The organism is Pseudomonas protegens, from assembly GCF_003732485.1.
Classification (GTDB): domain Bacteria; phylum Pseudomonadota; class Gammaproteobacteria; order Pseudomonadales; family Pseudomonadaceae; genus Aquipseudomonas; species Aquipseudomonas protegens_B.
In genome coordinates, this window is sequence record NZ_MOAK01000073.1 from 12,953 (window position 1) to 29,277 (window position 16,325).

Annotated in this window: 15 protein-coding genes; 8 read left to right on the forward strand and 7 right to left on the reverse strand. The window is 62.8% G+C overall.

Going from position 1 to position 16,325, the window contains the following annotated elements; all coding sequences use genetic code 11:
* From BLX41_RS33755 to BLX41_RS18295, 4 genes are all read left to right on the forward strand, one after another.
* A partial coding sequence (locus BLX41_RS33755; protein ID WP_185073662.1) for an HD-GYP domain-containing protein occupies window positions 1-669 on the forward strand: 669 nt, incomplete at its 5' end.
* 100 nt (window positions 670-769) lie between these two features.
* On the forward strand, window positions 770-1,204 hold the full coding sequence (locus BLX41_RS18285; protein WP_123726026.1) for an NUDIX hydrolase: 435 nt from the start codon (window positions 770-772) through the stop codon (window positions 1,202-1,204).
* A gap of 22 nt (window positions 1,205-1,226) precedes the next feature.
* On the forward strand, window positions 1,227-1,865 hold the full coding sequence (locus tag BLX41_RS18290) for a LysE family translocator (protein ID WP_123726027.1): 639 nt from the start codon (window positions 1,227-1,229) through the stop codon (window positions 1,863-1,865).
* A gap of 29 nt (window positions 1,866-1,894) precedes the next feature.
* A complete protein-coding gene (locus BLX41_RS18295; protein WP_123726245.1) occupies window positions 1,895-2,398 on the forward strand; it encodes a GNAT family N-acetyltransferase in 504 nt (167 codons plus the stop codon).
* Between the two features lie 40 nt (window positions 2,399-2,438).
* Here BLX41_RS18295 and metR read toward each other — a convergent pair whose 3' ends face one another.
* Entirely contained in the window at window positions 2,439-3,356 is a 918-nt protein-coding gene (metR, locus tag BLX41_RS18300; RefSeq protein WP_123726246.1) for a transcriptional regulator MetR, read from the reverse strand.
* Window positions 3,357-3,464: 108 nt separating this feature from the next.
* On the opposite strand from metR, the gene metE reads away from it, so the two are divergent.
* The gene (metE, locus tag BLX41_RS18305; protein WP_123726028.1) at window positions 3,465-5,774 is read left to right on the forward strand and encodes a 5-methyltetrahydropteroyltriglutamate--homocysteine S-methyltransferase; all 2,310 of its coding nucleotides are present in this window, start codon (window positions 3,465-3,467) and stop codon (window positions 5,772-5,774) included.
* A 189-nt stretch (window positions 5,775-5,963) separates the two neighbouring features.
* Window positions 5,964-6,998 (forward strand): alpha/beta fold hydrolase, encoded by a 1,035-nt coding sequence (locus BLX41_RS18310; protein ID WP_123726029.1) that lies wholly within the window; start codon window positions 5,964-5,966, stop codon window positions 6,996-6,998.
* 50 nt (window positions 6,999-7,048) lie between these two features.
* Here the strand turns inward: BLX41_RS18310 and BLX41_RS18315 are convergent, their stop codons facing one another.
* From BLX41_RS18315 to BLX41_RS18340, 6 genes are read right to left on the reverse strand one after another with little or no spacing between them, the layout of a single operon-like run.
* Window positions 7,049-8,446 carry a sigma-54-dependent transcriptional regulator gene (locus BLX41_RS18315; protein ID WP_123726030.1) on the reverse strand — a complete coding sequence of 466 codons (1,398 nt, stop codon included), beginning with the start codon at window positions 8,444-8,446 and terminating at the stop codon, window positions 7,049-7,051.
* Window positions 8,436-10,208 carry a sensor histidine kinase gene (locus tag BLX41_RS18320; RefSeq protein ID WP_123726031.1) on the reverse strand — a complete coding sequence of 591 codons (1,773 nt, stop codon included), beginning with the start codon at window positions 10,206-10,208 and terminating at the stop codon, window positions 8,436-8,438. Before BLX41_RS18320 ends, BLX41_RS18315 begins: the two co-directional genes overlap by 11 nt.
* A complete protein-coding gene (locus BLX41_RS18325; protein ID WP_123726032.1) occupies window positions 10,205-11,332 on the reverse strand; it encodes a GNAT family N-acetyltransferase in 1,128 nt (375 codons plus the stop codon). Before BLX41_RS18325 ends, BLX41_RS18320 begins: the two co-directional genes overlap by 4 nt.
* Window positions 11,333-11,346: 14 nt before the next feature.
* Complete coding sequence (locus BLX41_RS18330; RefSeq protein ID WP_123726033.1) at window positions 11,347-12,213, reverse strand: alpha/beta hydrolase; 867 nt, start codon at window positions 12,211-12,213, stop codon at window positions 11,347-11,349.
* Entirely contained in the window at window positions 12,210-13,604 is a 1,395-nt protein-coding gene (locus BLX41_RS18335; protein ID WP_123726034.1) for an aspartate aminotransferase family protein, read from the reverse strand. Before BLX41_RS18335 ends, BLX41_RS18330 begins: the two co-directional genes overlap by 4 nt.
* Window positions 13,597-14,292, reverse strand: a complete 696-nt coding sequence (locus BLX41_RS18340; RefSeq protein WP_123726035.1) for an HAD-IB family phosphatase — start codon at window positions 14,290-14,292, stop codon at window positions 13,597-13,599. The genes BLX41_RS18335 and BLX41_RS18340 overlap by 8 nt, the downstream gene beginning before the upstream one ends.
* 190 nt (window positions 14,293-14,482) lie before the next feature.
* On the opposite strand from BLX41_RS18340, the gene BLX41_RS18345 reads away from it, so the two are divergent.
* Entirely contained in the window at window positions 14,483-15,292 is an 810-nt protein-coding gene (locus tag BLX41_RS18345) for a MipA/OmpV family protein (RefSeq protein ID WP_123726036.1), read from the forward strand.
* A gap of 103 nt (window positions 15,293-15,395) precedes the next feature.
* Window positions 15,396-16,262: a fatty acid desaturase family protein gene (locus tag BLX41_RS18350; RefSeq protein ID WP_123726037.1), complete on the forward strand. Its 867-nt coding sequence runs from the start codon at window positions 15,396-15,398 to the stop codon at window positions 16,260-16,262.
* The last annotated feature ends 63 nt before the right edge of the window (window positions 16,263-16,325 follow it).

Genomic DNA, 16,325 nt, shown 5'->3' on the forward strand with positions numbered 1-16,325 from the left:
GACGCCGTGGCTCAGCGCGACCTGGCCATGGCCGCGGCCCTGCACAACATCGGCAAGCTGAGCTGGAGCGACAGCATGATGATCACCCCGGCCGATTGGCTGCATCACCATGAGCGTGAACGCTATCGGGCCTATCCGGCGCAAAGCGAATCCCTGCTGATGACCCTGGAACCGGTGCAGGATGCGGCGCGCCTGATCCGCCATCACCAGGAGCACTGGGACGGCAGCGGTTTTCCCGATCACCTCAAGGGCGAGGCGATTCCCCTGGGCTCGCGGCTGCTCAAGCTGGCGGTGGATTTCATTGAATTGCAGTGCGGTCTGATTCTCGAACGGCACATGAACAGCGACGAGGCGCTGGTGTTCATCCGTAAATACGCCGGCCGGCTGTACGACCCCGAGTTGGTGGAGGGGTTTATCCAGGTGTGCTCGGTGTACCTCAGCGATGTGACTCTGGGTGACCCTTCGGTCAAGGTCCTCGGCACCCGGGAGCTGGCGGCGGGTATGGTGCTGGCGCGTAACCTGAATGCCGACAACGGCATGCTTCTGCTCAACGCCGGCAAGGTGCTGAGCCTGCCCCTGGTGGACAAACTGATCGCCTTTGAAACCATGGAAGGCGGCCGTTACAGCGTATTCGTCAAACTGGCGCGAGAGCAGCAGTCGGGGAGCTGAGACGAGGCCCTGAACAACAGCAAAAATACGGCTGGCGGATGACGGCCCGCCACCGGACATGTGATCCTTGCGCCTTCGTTCTCAAGGTTTTCAGGTTCCCATGTCGCTGTCTTCCGCCGTTGCACCCTCCATCATCCGTATCGCCGCCGCCCTGTTGCTGGGGGCCGATGGCCAGACCCTGCTGGTGCGCAAGCGCGGCACCCAGGCCTTCATGCAGCCTGGCGGCAAGATCGAAGCCGGCGAGCCGCCGGTGCAGGCCCTGGCCCGAGAGCTGGAGGAGGAGCTGGGCCTGCGCATCGATACGAACCAGGCCCGCTATCTGCAACAGTTTTGCGCACCGGCCGCCAACGAGCCCGGACATGTGGTGCAAGCCGAGGTCTTTCTTGTTCGCATCGACACTGCGGTGACCCCGGCGGCGGAGATCGAGGAGGTGCGCTGGATCGATCCGGCCGGCGATGGTGATTTATTCCTGGCGCCGTTGACACGGGATCTGATCTTGCCGTTTTATCGCAAGGCCCAGGCGAGCCTCGCCTGACTCCCCCTTGCCAAGGACTGCCATGATTCCACTCCACGACTACCTGATCTTCGCCGCGGCCTCGTTGCTGATGGTGCTGACCCCGGGCCCGAACATGATCTACCTGATTTCCCGTTCGATCTGCCAGGGGCGCAAGGCCGGGGTGACGTCGTTACTGGGGGTCGTGGCGGGTTTTTTCGTCCACCTGTTTGCTGCTGCACTGGGCCTGACTGCCGTGTTCATGGCGGTGCCCATGGCCTATGAAGTGCTCAAGTGGGCCGGTGCCCTGTACTTGCTGTGGCTGGCCTGGCAGGCGCTCAAACCCGGCGCGCGCTCGCCTTTCGAAGCCCAGCAGTTGCCGGCGGACTCGCCCCGCAAGCTGGTGACCATGGGCTTTCTGACCAGCGCCCTGAACCCCAAGATCGCGGTGTTCTACCTGTCGATCTTTCCGCAGTTCATTCATCCCGAGCACGGTTCGGTGTTCTCCCAGAGCCTCATTCTCGGCCTGACCCAGATCAGCGTGAGCTTCTCGGTAAACCTGCTGATTGCTCTGTTCGCCGCAGGCATTGCCTCCTGGTTCGCCAGTAACCCCACCTGGCTTTCGGTGCAGCGTTATTTCATGGGCTTCGTGCTGGCGGGGCTGGCGGTGCGGTTGATGTTCGAACAACGCCGAACCAACTGAATGTGATGGATTGACGACCTTCGATGAACCTGCAGATTCAACGCCTGACCCCTGACGATGTGGAGCAATACCGGGCCTTGATGCTCGAAGCCTATGACCGCCATCCCCAGGCGTTCACTTCCAGTGTCAGGGAGCGGGAAAAGCTGCCTCTGGCCTGGTGGGCCGCGCGCCTGGACGGCGAGCTGGACCTGCTGCTGGGGGCCTTTTCCGAGGGGCACCTGCTGGGGATCGTCGGCTTGGCCTTTGAACTTCGCGAGAAAGCCCGGCACAAGGCGACTCTTTTCGGGCTCTATGTCACGGGTGAGCAGCGTAGCAGCGGCCTGGGTTATCGACTGGTGCAGAGCTTGCTGGCGGAGGCTGCCGACCATGAAGGGCTGCGCCTGGTGCAACTGACGGTGACGGCGGGCAATGACGCAGCGCTGTCCTTGTACCGGCGCTGCGGCTTTGTCCAGTTCGGGCTGGAACCCCAGGCGGTGTGCGTGGGGGAGGATTATCTCGACAAGATCCATATGTGGCGCGAAGTGCAGCGCTGATCCTGTGCGCCGGCAAGCCCGCTCCTGCCTGATTTGGGAGTCAGCGCACGGCGCTGACGCCGTCCAGGGTCGAGAACGAGGTGTCCTTGGCGGTCAGCAGGAAGTCACGCATGTAGGGCGCGTCCAGCATGTCGGCGCGAATCGCTGCGTACAGGGTGGCGAACAGCCCCTTCTCACCCAGCCGCTTGGCCTTCACATAACCTCGTGAGCTGTATTCATGCAGGGCCCAGTGGGGCATACCGCACACACCGCGGCCGCTGGCCACCAGTTGCATCATCATCACCGACAGTTCCGAGGTGCGTACCTGCGCCGGTTCGATGTCGGCCGGTTCCAGGAAGCGGGTGAAGATGTCCAGACGATCCCGCTCCACCGGATAGGTGATCAGGGTTTCGCTCAGCAGGTCTTCCGGAACTATGTAGGGCTTGCTGGCCAGGGGGTGCTGATTGGCCACCGCGAGCATGGCTTCGTAGGTGAACAGCGGCACATAGGTGATGCCGGCCAGTTCCAGGGGATCGGAGGTCACCACCAGGTCCAGGTCACCCCGGGCCAGTGCCGGCAGCGGTGCAAAGGAAAAGCCCGAGGCCAGGTCCAGCTCCACTTCCGGCCAGGCATCGCGGAACTGGTCGATGGTGGGCATCAGCCACTGGAAGCAGCTATGGCACTCGATGGCCATGTGCAAGCGGCCGGCGGTGCCGCCGGCCAGGCGGGCAATGTCACGTTCGGCGCCGCGCAGCAGTGGCAGGGTGGCATCGGCCAGTTGCAGCAGGCGCAGGCCGGCGCTGGTGAAGCGCACCGGCTTGGTCTTGCGCACGAACAGCGGCATGCCCAGGCGCTCTTCAAGCTCCTTGAACTGGTGGGACAGGGCGGACTGGGTCAGGTGCAGGCGTTCGGCGGCTTCAACCAGGCTATCGGCTTCGCGCAGGGCGTGCAGGGTCTTCAGGTGACGGATTTCGAGCACCAGGATCTCCATGAATAAATTTTGTGAACAATACGAAAAGGTTGAGTTTGTCTCATGTTGTCCGGGCTGTCGACAATAGCGCCATCTTTTACAAGGAGGCACTTTCCCATGGCACTGGCCCACACCCTCGGTTTTCCCCGCATCGGCGCTGACCGCGAACTGAAAAAAGCCCTCGAAGCCTACTGGAAGGGCGACCTCGATCAGGCTGCGCTGCAAGGGGTCGGCCGCGAGCTGCGGGCTCGGCACTGGCAAGTGCAAAAGGACGCCGGCATCGATCTGCTGCCAGTGGGTGACTTTGCCTGGTACGACCAGGTGCTCGGCCACTCCCTGACTTTCGGAGTGATTCCCGAGCGTTTCGACGCTGTCCGCGATGCCCAGGGCCGTCCGACCCTGGACACCCTGTTCGCCATGGCCCGTGGCGCCAGTGCCGGCTGCTGCGGTGAACATGGCCAGGCGCAATACGCCCAGGAACTGACCAAGTGGTTCGACACCAACTACCACTATCTGGTCCCCGAGTTCAGCGCCGACCAGCCGTTCAAGCTGAGCTGGGAACAACTGTTCGACGAAGTCGATGAAGCCCATGCCCTGGGTCATCAGGTCAAGCCGGTGATCATCGGTCCCTTGACCTACCTGTGGCTGGGCAAGGCCAAGGGCAATGCATTCAACAAGCTCGATCTGCTGGAGCGCCTGTTGCCGTTGTACGGCGAGATCCTCAATCGCCTCAAGGCCCAGGGCGTGGAGTGGGTGCAGATCGACGAGCCGATCCTGACCCTCGACCTGCCCCAGGAATGGAAGAGCGGCTTCGAGCGGGCTTATCACATCCTCCAGTACTCGCCGCTGAAAAAGCTGGTGGCCACTTACTTCAGCGGCTTGGAAGACAACCTTGGCCTGGCGGTGGGCCTGCCGGTGGACGGCTTGCACATCGATGCGGTACGGGCCCCGGAACAACTGGGCCAGATCCTGGATCGACTGCCGAGCTACAAGATTCTCTCGGTGGGCCTGGTCAACGGGCGCAACGTCTGGCGCTGCGAACTGGAGCAGGCCCTGCAACAGTTGCAGGTGGCCCAGGAGCGTTTCGGCGACAACCTTTGGGTCAGCAGTTCCTGCTCACTGCTGCACAGCCCGGTGGACCTGTCCCGGGAAGACCAGTTGGATGCCGAGCTGAAAAGCTGGCTGGCGTTTGCCGTGCAGAAATGCGGCGAAATCTCGGTCCTGCGTGACGCCCTGAACGATCCCCAGGCCCCGGCGGTACAAGCGGCCCTGGCGCAAAGCCGGGAGGTCCAGGCCAGTCGTGCCCGGTCCCCGCGGATTCACAAGGCCCAGGTCCAGGCCCGGATCAAGGCCATCAGCTCCGCCGACAGCCAGCGCCAGTCGCCCTTTGCCCAACGTATCGAACAGCAGCGAGCGCGGCTGCAATTGCCGGTCTTTCCCACCACCACCATCGGTTCTTTCCCGCAGACTGCGTCGATCCGCCTGGCGCGCCAGGCCTACAAGCAGGGCAAGCTGTCGCTCAACGACTACACCGATGCCATGCGCAGCGAGATTCGCCACGCGGTGGAGATCCAGGAGAGCCTTGGCCTGGATGTACTGGTCCACGGTGAGGCCGAGCGCAACGACATGGTGGAGTACTTTGCCGAGCAACTGGATGGCTATCTGTTCACCCGCTTCGGCTGGGTCCAGAGCTACGGCTCGCGCTGCGTCAAGCCGGCCATCATCTACGGCGACCTGAGCCGGCCCCGGGCCATGACTGTGGACTGGATCCAGTACGCCCAGAGCCTCACCGACAAGGTCATGAAAGGCATGCTCACGGGGCCCGTCACCATGCTCATGTGGTCCTTCCCGCGGGAAGACCTATCGCGCAAGGTCCAGGCCCAGCAACTGGCCCTGGCCCTGCGCGATGAAGTGCAGGACCTGGAACAGGCCGGGATCAAGATCGTGCAGATCGACGAGGCGGCGTTCCGCGAAGGCCTGCCCCTGCGCCGCGCGCAATGGCTGGAATACCTGGACTGGGCGGTGCAGGCCTTCCGTCTGAGCGCTTCGGGTGTGCGGGACGAAACCCAGATCCATACCCACATGTGCTACAGCGAGTTCAACGATGTGATCCAGTCCATCGCCGCCATGGATGCCGACGTGATCACCATCGAGACTTCCCGTTCGGACATGGAGTTGCTGCAAGCCTTCGAAGCCTTCGATTACCCCAATGACATCGGCCCGGGGGTGTATGACATCCACTCGCCGCGGGTGCCGGACACTGCCGAGATGGTCAAGCTGATGAGCAAGGCGGTCAAACGCATTTCCGCCGAGCGACTGTGGGTCAACCCCGACTGCGGCCTGAAGACCCGCGCCTGGCCGGAAACCGAAGCGGCCCTGGTGAACATGGTGGCTGCGGCCCGCCAACTGCGTAGCCAACTGGCCTGAGCCCGTAGGAGCCGGCTAATCGGTGAAAGCGGAGGCAAGCATCAGCTCCTCTTCGTCGGCAAGCGAAACGCCGCCTGCGCGGTGACCGCTGGGCGGGCTTCATCAAACTGTCACGCAACTGTGGCAGCGCGAAACATCGAAGTTCATCAGACTCGCGCTCTACTGGGGTTCTGCGTTTCGGTGTTTTCCATGCGGGCAAGATTGTTTTCCACTGTCATCCTGCTGGCCGGGCTTTTGCTCGGCCAGCTGTCTTTTGCGGCTGCGCGCTGCGATGTCAACGTACCCACGCAACGGGTCGACCTGGCGCAGGTGAGCCTGGCCTACCAAAGCATCGGTCGGAGTTCCGATCCGGCTTTGCTGCTGGTCATGGGCCTGGGTGGACAATTGATCCACTGGCCGGACGAAGTGGTGGAGGCCCTGTGTCAGCAAGGGTTTCGGGTGATCCGTTATGACAATCGCGATGTCGGCCTGTCCACCTGGCGCCAGGCTCCGGCCAGCGCCAACCTGACCTTCGAAGTGCTGCGTTACAAACTCGGCCTGCCCGTGGCCGCGCCTTATACCCTGAGCGACATGGCCGATGACGCCCTGGGGCTGATGGATGCCCTGCACATCGAGCAGTTCCATGTGCTGGGGGCGAGCATGGGCGGCATGATTGCCCAGCATCTGGCGGCCATGGCACCCCAACGAATCGAGAGCCTGACGCTGATCATGACCAGTTCCGGTGCCGAAGGCCTGCCGGCGCCGAATGAGGCTTTGGTGCAGTTATTGTCCCGGCGCAATGCGCCAAACCGCGAAGCGGCCCTGGAGCAACAGGCGGACCTGCTGGCAGCCCTGGGCAGCCCGAAGGTCGCGGATGACCGTCAGGTCCTGCTGCATCAGGCTGCGCTGTCCTATGACCGGGCGTTCAACCCGGAAGGCGTCAAGCGCCAGATCATGGCGATCCTCGCCGAGCCGAGTCGGGTGGCTCTGCTCAAGCAACTGCGGGTGCCGGCGCTGGTAGTGCACGGCACCGCCGATCCGTTGTTGCCGGTGATGCATGGGGTGCACCTGGCGGCGCAGATCCAGGGCAGCCAGCTGAAACTGATTCCGGGGTTGGCCCATCGCTTCCAGGAGGCCTTCAAGGCGCCCTTGCTGGCGGCGGTGCTGCCTTATCTGCAGAACCACCGTGCAGACACTTCCCATTGGGCGCAGATCGAGCCGGTGGATAGCGCAAATGTGCTGTAAGGCCATGGGCCTGTAGGAGCCGGCGTGCCGGCGAATGAGGCAACACCGGCTCAACGAACGATCTTGTCCACCTGAATGCCCAGCTTTTTCAGGCGGTACCAGAAGCTGCGTTCGGAAATACCGATCATCTGCGCCGCCGCCGCCTGGACGCCGTTGCTCTGGTGCAGGGCCGCGAGGATGTAGGCCCGCTCCACTTCAGCCAGGGCCGCGTCCAGGTCGCTGGGCACTTGCGGGCCGACGCTGAGGGCTACGCTGCCCTCGGCTCCCGTCGGCGGGGTGTCGAACAGATAGCCCGGCAGGTCACTCTCTTCGATGACCGAGGCGCGGGCGACGATGGTGGCCCGCTCCACGCAGTTCTGCAGTTCGCGGATGTTCCCTGGCCAGCTGTAGCAGGCCATGGCTTGCAGGGCTTGGGGGCTGAAGCCGGTGATGCGCTTGCCGGCGGTGGCCCCCAGGCTATGGGCAAAGTGGCGAGCCAGTGGGGCGATGTCCTCGACCCGCTCGCGCAGCGCCGGCAAGGGAATGGGAAAGACGTTGAGGCGGTAGTACAGGTCCTCGCGGAACTCCTTGTTGGCCACGGCTTCCAGCAGGTTCTTGTTGGTCGCGGCGATCACCCGCACATCGACCTTGCGCTCCCGGGGATCGCCCACCGGCTCGATCACCCGTTCCTGCAGGGCACGGAGGATCTTGGCCTGCAAGGCCAGGGGCATGTCGCCCACTTCATCGAGAAACAGGGTGCCCTTGTCGGCCTGCTGGAAGCGTCCCACCCGGTCCGCCACGGCGCCGGTGAAGGCGCCCTTGCGGTGGCCGAACATCTCGCTTTCCAGCAAGCCTTCGGGAATGGCCGCACAATTGACGGCGACAAAGGGTTTGTCCGCGCGATTGCCGTGCTTGTGGATGGCCCGGGCGACCATCTCCTTGCCCGTGCCGCTTTCTCCGGTCAGGAGAATGGTGGCGCTGCTCTCGCGTACCGAGTCCACCGCCTGCAGTACCTGGCGAAAGGCCGGACTGTCGCCCACCAGGCTGTCGAACTGCTGGTGCTCGTCGAGTTCGGCGCGCATGCGCTGGTTGTCTTTGAGAATGTCGCGAAACTGCAGGGCCTTGCTGACGGTGATGTCCAGCTCATCGATATCGAAGGGCTTGGCAATGTAGTCGTAGGCACCGTTGCGCATGGACTGCACGGCGTTCTTCACCGTGCTGTAGGCGGTCATCACGATCACGGGCAGGTTCGGGTAGCGCTGCTTGATCTCCGCCAGCAGCTGGGGACCGTCCATCCCCGGCATGCGCCAGTCGCTGATCACCAGGTCGATGTCTTCCTGCTCCAGCACCTTGAGGGCGTGCAGGCCATTGCCCGCCGTGAACACCTGGATGCCGTTCTGGCTCAGGGCCGAGGACAGCAGGTCGCAGAGTTTGGGTTCGTCATCGACCACCAGCAGGTTATGCGTCATCAGTGTCCTCGTCGTCCTCTTCACCGTTGGCCGGAATGTACAGGCTGAAGGTGGCGCCGGCATCTTTTTCGCTGACGCACTCGATGTGGCCGTCATGGCTTTCCATGATCGAAAAGACTTTCGCCAGGCCCAGGCCGGTGCCCGAGGCCTTGGTGGTGACGAATGGGGTGAAGATGCGCTCCAGCATGTCCGGCTCGATGCCCTGGCCGGTATCGCTGACGCTGATGATGGTTTCGTCTTCCTGCTGGGCGATGCCCAAAGTCATACGGCCGCCCCCGGGCATGGCGTCGATGGCGTTGAGGATCAGGTTCAGGCAGGCCTGCTTGAGCTGCCGGGCATCGGCGTGGATGGTCGCACCGGGTGCCTGATCGTCGATCCGTGCGTCGATATTGTGGGTCGCCAGTTCCGGGGTGCAGAAGCCCAGCAGGTCCTCCACCAGCGGGCGTACCAGTTGCGTGGCGCGGATCGGGGCGCTGGGCTTGGCGAAATCGAGGAACTCGGTGATCAGGTCGTTGATCCGGCTGACTTCGCTGATCACGTATTCCAGGTGGCGCTTGTCGTTTTCCGGCAGGTTGGCCCGACGGTGCAGCAACTGCGTCGCGGTCTTGATAATGCCCAACGGGTTGCGGATCTCGTGGGCCAGGCCCATGGCCACTTCGCCCAGGGCGTGCAGGCGGTCGCGACGGCGCAACTGGGCCTCCAGGTGCTGCAGCTCCCCCAGGCGCTCGCTCATGTGGTTGAAGGTACTGCTCAGCTCCGCCAGTTCGTCGCCACCGATCACCGGCACCCGTTGCCGGTAGTCGCCGGCGATCACTGCCTGGACGCCTTTGGACAGGCCACGCAAGGGCCGCGTCAGGCGTTGCGACACCAGCCAGCCGACACACAGCGAGGCTGCCGAGCTGAGGAGGAAGATCAGGATGAACAGATTGCTCTGGTTGACCAGGCCCACCAGGCTGCTGTGGCGCAGTAGACCGCTGAAAATCACCCCCACCAGGTCGCCGCTGTCGTTGAAGATCGGCCGGTACAGTCCGCTGTAGCGGTTGGTGAACTGCTCGGTCGGCTGACGGGTGGCGCGCAGGATGTCTTCGATCTTGTGCGGCACTCGGGGCGGGTGGTCCTCGAAGCGCTGGGTGGCGAAGATCTCCGAAAAATCATCGGCCTTGGCCAGGTACAGGCGCAGGTCCAGGGAATGTACATCGGCCACGCTGGTGAGGAAGCTGGCGTCCAGGTAGGTGGCGATCAACAGCTGATAGTCGACCCCCTCGAGCTGGGTCTGGAAAGTCGAGACCACCGCTCCGGTGGCCACGCCGCCGACCTGGATGGTTTGCAGCACGGCGTTGGAAGCGGTGCTGATCTGCCCCACCACGTCGTCGGAGGCGGTGGTGAACATCACCTTGTGGTCGCTCTTGCGGATCAGCGCCACCACGTCGATGCCCATGGAGTCGGCAATGTCCGCCGTGAGCTTGTCGTGCTTGGCCGCGTTGCGATCGCTGGGGGGGCGGGTATAGCGCAGGAACAACTGGGCGATCCGCGCGTTGTCATGGAGGATCTCGGTGATCTCGTCCTCGACGATCTTGGTGGATTCCTGCAGCCAGATGCGCACGTTGCTGTCGAAGATTTCCGACAGGGTGGTGGCGGCCAGTTCCGCAGCAATCATGGTGGGAATCACACTGACCAGCCAGAACGCCAACACCAGCTTGCGCTGCAGGCTCCAGCGGGAGATGGCAAAGGGGCGGGGCGGGCGACGATCTTTTCTGGTCATGTACTTTCGCTTATTGCAGCAGCCATGGCGGGGTCGGAGCGATCCGGGCGGACAAAGCGTTTTATCACCTTGAGTAGGGCATTGAGCAAGGGATTGCGATGTCGGAAAAACAACATGTTACCGGTGAAGCGACAACCCAGGCGCAACTTGCTGGCATAACCGGCCTGACCACACTCGTACAAGGGAATGTGCTGCTGGATACAGTAGTCGACATTGGCCAGCCAACTGCGCGAGTAGAGGTTGTGCTCACGACTGAGATTGAGGTCGTGGGCAAAGAACTTGTCGATCAGCCGATGCTGGTCGACAAGCACCAGATTGAATGCCACCAGTTGGTCGTTGACCCAGTACAGGACGCAGGCCGCGCGATCTCCCAGTTGCTCGAGGGTGCCGGTGAAATAGTCCGCCGGCAGGCGTTCGAACTGCAGGTCACTGCGGTTCAGGGTCGCCTCGTACAGGCGCATGATGTCCGGCAGCACGTCGTCGATCCGCTGGCGCCATTCGATGCGCGGTCCCGGGGCGCGCAGCTTGCGCCGCAGGTCCTTGCGGGTGGATTTGCCCAGGGTACCCAGATACGCATCGATCGAGGCGAAGGACACCGGGAGCATGGCGCTGGGCAGGCTCGGCATGGCCTGCAGGCCGGCGGCCAGGCAACTGGCGGCCCATTGCGGGTCGTTGCTGGGCGCATCCTTGACTGCCATCAGGCCGATGCCGAAGCTGTCGGCGTCGCGCCGAGCCAGCTGCAGCAACTGTTCCAGCAGGGCCTGCCGGCGCTGGGGCGGGACATGGCTGGCGGTGCCCGCATGGCACTGTTCGGCCACCGGCGAACCGATGGCGTACAGGCGCAGTTGCAGGACCCCGGGCCACTGGCGCTCCAGGCGTTCGGTGCAGCGTTTGGCCAGGCCCGAAACCGTGGTGTCGAGCCGATACTGAGTGGTGAAGGCCGGCGCCACCGCGACCAGGGTCGAGCCTTCGTAAAGTGCCAGGTAGCGCCACTGGAAGTCGGCGATGGCGGCTTTTTCCACGGCCAGGTAATAGTCCCAATCCTCCAGGGCTTCTGGAAAACAGTCATTCCAGGCGCTGCGCTCGATGGCCTGGATGGTGGAATAGGCTTGGGCGGTAATCACGTCGCTTCCTTAAGTCACGCCAGCTGTCGGTAGTCTTCGCGCACCGCAGGTGCCACCACTCGCTGCTGGATGAAGTCCGTACTCAACTCGATCACCCGCTGGTATTGCAGGTCCACGGTGATCATGTGATAGCAGTTGTCGAGGAGAATCTTGGTCACCGGGCCGCCGAGCTTGCGCTCCACGTAGTCGGCGTTCCAGGTACTGGTGATGTCGTCTTCGCTGGAGTGCAGCACCAGGGCCGGGGTCATGATCGAAGGCATGCGCTTCTTGACCACGGCGTTCATCCGGTGCAACTCGCGCACCGTCACGCCCTCCATGGTCAGGAGCCCGGCATTGCTGCTTTCACCGGCTTTCATTTGCTTCTCGACGATGGCCCGCAGGCGTTCGTTCTTGATGCCGTAGGGCGGTTTTTCCTCGAAGCGGCAAATGTGCACGCCAAAGGGAATCTTCATCAGCAACGGGGTGAGGAACGCCAGCTTGTTGATGCTCCAGCCGTCGTACTTGAGGGTTGTGGAGTACATCAGCAGGCCACTGATCTGCCCCGGATGCTCGGACGCCAGGTACATGGACATGACTGCGCCCATGGACAGACCGCCGACGAACACTTGCTCGTGACGCTGCTGCACGCCGACAAAGGTCTTGCGCACGCCCTCGTACCAGTCCTGCCAGCCGGTGGCCTGCAGGTCGCTGTTGTCCCCGCAGTGCCCGGGCAGGGTCGGTACGTACACCGTGCACGTACCGTCCTTGGCCAGGCCCTGGGCCACCCGACGGAGTTCCGTCGGGGTGCCGGTCAGGCCGTGGATCAACAAGACCCCGACCGGACCCGTGCCGAGAACGAAGCCGGCGTCGCCTTCGCCCAGATCGATCTCAGCGGCGCTCATCGCTTCATGGCCCGATCCAGCAGGCGGTCGAGCAGTGCGATGCCCAGATCGATTTCCGCGTAGCTGATTTCCAGCGACGGGGCCAGGGTGATGACGTTCTTGTAGTAGCCGCCCACATCGAGGATCAGGCCCAGGCGCTGGCCGTCGATTTCGATGTCGCCCTTCATGCCTTCCTCGACCATGTAGTCCAGGGTCGCCTTGTCCGGGGTGAAGCCGTCGGTGGTGCAGATCTCGCAGCGCAGGGCCAGGCCCAGGCCGTCGACGTCGCCGATGATCGGGTAGCGCTTCTGCAGGTCCTGCAGGCCGGCCAGGAAGTACTTGCCCTTTTCCATGACCATCGCGCCGTAGTCGATCTCGCTGGTCATCTTGAACATTTCCAGGCCCACCGCAGTACCCAGCGGGTTGGAGGCGAAGGTGGAGTGAGTCGAACCTGGTGGGAACACGCCCGGGTTGATCAGCTCTTCACGGGCCCAGATGCCGCCCAGCGGGTTCAGGCCGTTGGTCAGTGCCTTGCCGAACACGATCACGTCGGGTTTGACGTCGAAGTGCTCGATCGACCACAGCTTGCCGGTGCGGTAGAAGCCCATCTGGATTTCGTCCACCACCATCAGGATGCCGTGCTGGTCCAGCACATGCTTGAGCTCGCTGTAGAAGTTCATCGGCGGGATCACGTAGCCGCCGGTGCCCTGGATCGGCTCGACGTAGAAGGCCGCGTATTCGCTCTGGCCGACTTTCGGGTCCCACACGCCGTTGTATTCAGTCTCGAACAGGCGGGCGAACTGCTGCACGCAGTGGCTGCCGTATTCTTCCTTGGTCATGCCCTTGGGGCCGCGGAAGTGGTACGGGAACGGAATGAACTGCGCGCGCTCGCCGAAGTGGCCGTAGCGGCGACGGTAGCGGTAGCTGGAGGTGATCGACGAAGCGCCCAGGGTACGACCGTGGTAGCCGCCTTCGAAGGCGAACATCAGGCTCTTGCCGTTGGTGGCGTTACGCACCACTTTCAGCGAGTCTTCCACCGACTGCGAACCGCCGACGTTGAAGTGCACGCGACCGTCGAGGCCGAACTTCTTCTTGGCGTCCACGGCAATCATTTCCGACAGTTCGATCTTGCCTTTGTGCAGGTACTGGCTGGCAATCTGCGGCAGGGTGTCGATCTGTTGCTTGAGGGCATTGTTCAGGCGCGGGTTGGCGTAGCCGAAGTTCACCGCCGAGTACCACATCTGCAGGTCGAGGTAGGCCTGGTCGCTGGTGTCCCAGACGTAGGAGCCTTCGCAGCGGCTGAAGATACGCGGGGGTTCGATGTAGTGAACGGTATCGCCGTAGGAGCAGTACTTGGCTTCTTTTTCCAGAAGGATCTGGTCTTCTGGGGTAGCGATGCGGATATCAGACATGGTGGAAGAGTTCCTGGGTTTCAAGGGAGAAATTGGTCGCGTTGGCCGCGTTGTTCGGCAGTTCTGCCAACAGCGCCGGCAGTTCGGCGAAGGAGTCGAACCGAGCGTGAGGAATCTTGTTGCGTTCGCAGTAGTCGGCCAGGCGATCCTTGGCGAAGACGAAGTCGGCGGTGGAAGCCACGCACATGTCCGACTGGCCATCACCGATCACCAGCACGCGTTTGCCCCGTGGGGTGGATTTGCACTTGCAGTTGCCGGAGGCGGCGCGGCAGGCGTCGCTGGCGTAGGGAAAGTCGATGCGCCAGCTGTTGTGGTCGACCTGGCGCAGGCGGTTGGCGAGGATCGGCAGCAGGGTCACGTAATTGCGTGCCAGAATGCGGGCGATGCCTTGCTCGATGCCGTCACTGACCACTTCGATGGAAGCGCCCAGGCCGATCACGTGATCGACGAAGTCGGGGAAGTCCGGGTCGATTTCGACACTGTCGAAGTAGCCCAGCAGTTCGGCGGGCGAAGCCTTGACCAGGGCCAGTTGGCGGCTGAGGCATTCTCGGGAGCCGATGTGACCGTCCAGCCATTCCTGCTCTATGCCTTCCCAGCTCGGGTCGGCGAAGCGTTGGAGAACGTTATCGATCACGTCGGTGCGGGAGATGGTCCCGTCGAAGTCACATACGATATGCCAGTGCATCATCTGCTGTTACCTGTTGAATAAGAGCGCTGTTTGCGCTTGCGGCAGGGGTAGAGCAGGGACTGTGCCAAGTTGCGATAACCCAGCAGGGCTGGGGCTCTGGCGAGGGTGGCGGGAGATTTGTAGTGTTCTTGCTACAATTTTTGTAGGTCGCTACAAACAACATCAGTGCTTGCGCCCGAGGGGCGCTCTGATGATTGATGCGCGCATGTTCAGACAAGGAAACTCATTCATGCCCCGGCTTTCTTCCCCCGCTTTACTCGCCGGCCTGCTGTCGCTGACCGTTGCCTGTAGTGCCTTTGCCGACTCCGACATCACTGGCGAACTCGGCCTGGGCGTTGGCTATCAACCCCATGACCCCACGGGCAGCAGCTATGACACTGTGCCGTTGCCATACCTGGACCTGGACTGGGGCGACGTCAGCCTGAGTACCGACGACGGCCTGACCTGGGATGCGTTCAAGGGCAATGGTTTCAGCGCCGGCCCCTATATCAATTACCTGCAGGGGCGTAACGCCGACGGCGAGCTGCGCGGCTTGCGGGATGTGCACGACATGGCCGATGTCGGGGCTTTCGTGCAATACGCTCCGGACGACTTCTGGCGGGTGTTCGCCGCCGTGGGCCAGGCCGTCGGCGGTGGCGGTGGCCAGGGCGGCATGCTGGGCAAGGTCGGAGGCGAGATCGGCTACCCCTTGGGCATGGGCATCATCGGTAGCAACAACCTGACCCTGCACTTTGCCGACGCCCGCCAGAGTCAGACCTTCTATGGCGTCAACGCCAAGGAAGCCCTGGCTTCGGGTATCGATCGCTACAGTGCCGGCGGCGGCCTGCAGAACTTCAGCCTGAGCCAGAACATCCAGGTGCCGCTGGGCAACAACTGGTCGCTGGTGGCCAGTGCCAGCTGGATCCGCCTGGTCAACTCCGCAGCGGACAGCTCCATCGTTCGCCAGCGGGGCGAGGTCAACCAGGGGCAGGTGCAGACCGCCATCAGCTACAAGTTCTGAGGCGCGCAGCCGCAGGCCGCAACCCGGCCTGCGGCGCTTCCAGGGAAAACTGGTCTGGCCTTTGCAACGACGGCCATGCACTCAATTTCTCAGGAAGTTTTTCATGGCTCGACCTGCCTACCGTCTACTGGCCTATTCCCTTTGGGACCTGATTCCGATTGTCATGGCCGTGGCGCATTTCGCCTTTGTCCTGTGGCTGGTGCTGGATTTCCACGCCCTGTCCTGGTGGTTCATCGTCCCGGCAGCGCTGCTGTATTCAGTCAGCCTGTCGTGGAGCATCAACAGCATTTCCCACAACCAGATCCACAACGCCTATTTCACCCCCGGGTGGATGAACCGCGCCTTCGATCTGCTGCTGTCGGTGACCATAGGTTTCTCCCAGACCCTGTACCGCGACATCCACAACCGGCATCACCGGGGCAACTCCGACCTGCCGGACGCCCACGGCCAGACCGTGGACCCGCTATCGATCTACCTGCATGGCAAGAATGGCCAGCCGGACAATCCCTGGGCCTACACTTTTCTGAGCTTTTTCCGCGACGATCCCAAGGAGATCTATCAGGAAATGCAGCGCAAACGGCCTGACGATGCTCGTTGGGTAAAAGTGGAGATCGGCGTCACAGTGGCGTTCTATCTGGCCCTGGCGCTGTATGACTGGCATGCGGTGCTGGTGCTGCTGCCGTTCTGGTACCTGGGGCAGTCGCTGTCGTCGCTCAATGGCTACTACGAGCATCTGGGGGGCAATCCGGACCTGCCGATTGCCTGGGGCGTGAGTTCCTACAGCCCGCTGTACAACCTGATCTGGATGAACAACGGCTATCACGCCGAGCACCATTACCGGCCGAAAATGCATTGGACCAAGGTCAAGGCCTTCCACCGCGAGATCCGCGAACAGCAGCGGGCGGCGGGGGTGAAAGTGATTTCCGTGTCCCACGGCCTGGGATTCCTGGTTGCCCACCGCAAGGCCTAAATCTCGTGGCTGTAGGAGCTGGCTTGCCAGCGAAGGGGCCGGCAAGATCGCCTTCGCCGGCAA

Coding starts and splice junctions, on each gene's coding strand:
- BLX41_RS18330 (WP_123726033.1), bottom strand. CDS start 12,213: ATGAGCGCCGCTGAGATCGATCTGGGCGAAGGCGACGCCGGCTTCGTT.
- BLX41_RS18315 (WP_123726030.1), bottom strand. CDS start 8,446: ATGACGCATAACCTGCTGGTGGTCGATGACGAACCCAAACTCTGCGAC.
- BLX41_RS18310 (WP_123726029.1), top strand. CDS start 5,964: ATGCGGGCAAGATTGTTTTCCACTGTCATCCTGCTGGCCGGGCTTTTG.
- metE (WP_123726028.1), top strand. CDS start 3,465: ATGGCACTGGCCCACACCCTCGGTTTTCCCCGCATCGGCGCTGACCGC.
- BLX41_RS18290 (WP_123726027.1), top strand. CDS start 1,227: ATGATTCCACTCCACGACTACCTGATCTTCGCCGCGGCCTCGTTGCTG.
- BLX41_RS18335 (WP_123726034.1), bottom strand. CDS start 13,604: ATGTCTGATATCCGCATCGCTACCCCAGAAGACCAGATCCTTCTGGAA.
- BLX41_RS18340 (WP_123726035.1), bottom strand. CDS start 14,292: ATGATGCACTGGCATATCGTATGTGACTTCGACGGGACCATCTCCCGC.
- BLX41_RS18350 (WP_123726037.1), top strand. CDS start 15,396: ATGGCTCGACCTGCCTACCGTCTACTGGCCTATTCCCTTTGGGACCTG.
- BLX41_RS18345 (WP_123726036.1), top strand. CDS start 14,483: ATGATTGATGCGCGCATGTTCAGACAAGGAAACTCATTCATGCCCCGG.
- BLX41_RS18320 (WP_123726031.1), bottom strand. CDS start 10,208: ATGACCAGAAAAGATCGTCGCCCGCCCCGCCCCTTTGCCATCTCCCGC.
- BLX41_RS18285 (WP_123726026.1), top strand. CDS start 770: ATGTCGCTGTCTTCCGCCGTTGCACCCTCCATCATCCGTATCGCCGCC.